General features: G+C 75.6%; 1 protein-coding gene. It reads left to right on the forward strand.

The features are described from left to right. Positions 1-706, forward strand: a 706-nt coding sequence (locus tag R6V09_RS53885) for a GntR family transcriptional regulator (protein WP_317888659.1), incomplete at its 5' end; no start/stop codon positions are given. Between the last annotated feature and the right edge of the window lie 247 nt (positions 707-953).

A 953-nucleotide genomic window follows, 5' to 3' on the forward strand; every position in this document is an offset into this window, starting at 1 on the left:
GGACCGGGGCCTCGCGGACGGTGCCGGCGCCGTCCGCGGCGAGCACACGCACAGCGAGACGCCGTTCCCGCGCCCCCGGCAGGCCCTTCAGCGGCCCTCCGTGCGCGGGCAGATACTCGACGCCCTGCGCACCGCCCTCGTCGGCGGGGAACTGACCCCGGGCGAGGTCTACTCCGCGGTCGCGCTCGGCGACCGGTTCGGCGTCTCGGCCACCCCCGTGCGCGAGGCCATGCAGCAGCTCGCCGCCGAGGGCGCCGTCGAGGTCGTACCGAACCGGGGTTTCCGGGTCGTCGAGCGGGGCGCCCGGGAACTCGCCGAGCTGGCGGAGATCCGTGCCCTGATCGAGGTCCCCGTGATGCTGCGGCTCGCCCGTACGGTGCCCAGCGCCCGCTGGGCCGACCTGCGCCCGCTGGCCGAGGGGACCGTGCGCGCAGCGTCCTCCGGGTGTCGGGCGACGTATGCCGAGTCCGACCGGGCCTTCCACTGTGCTCTGCTCTCCCTCTCCGGGAACGAGCAGCTCGTCCAGATCGCCGAGGACCTGCACCGGCGCGCCCAGTGGCCGCTGGTCGGCGGCCCCGCCGCACGCGGGCGGGCCGACCTGGTGGCCGACGCGTCCGAACACCTCGCGCTCCTGGAGGCGTTGGGCGCGGGGGAGTGGGACGTGGCGCAGTCGCTGGTGCGGGAGCACTTCGCGGGCGTCGAGTGAACCCGAATATGTGACTCCGGTCACGAGCGGGTCCGGGTCCGGCGACCGTGGGCCGCGATGGGAACCCGCCCGACCGAGGGTGACGTGCCCCACGGAAAGGGATGTCCGTTCCGTGGGGGAGAGCGCCGATGTTTCCGAATCCCGGCCAGCAGGCCGCACAGCAAGCCGCGCAGCGAGGCGCCGAGCAGTCGGCGCGACAGGCGGCGCAGGACGGGATGCGGGCCGCGCAGGCGGGGGCCCGCCGCAG

The organism is Streptomyces sp. W16 (assembly GCF_033194735.1).
Classification (GTDB): Bacteria; Actinomycetota; Actinomycetes; order Streptomycetales; family Streptomycetaceae; genus Streptomyces.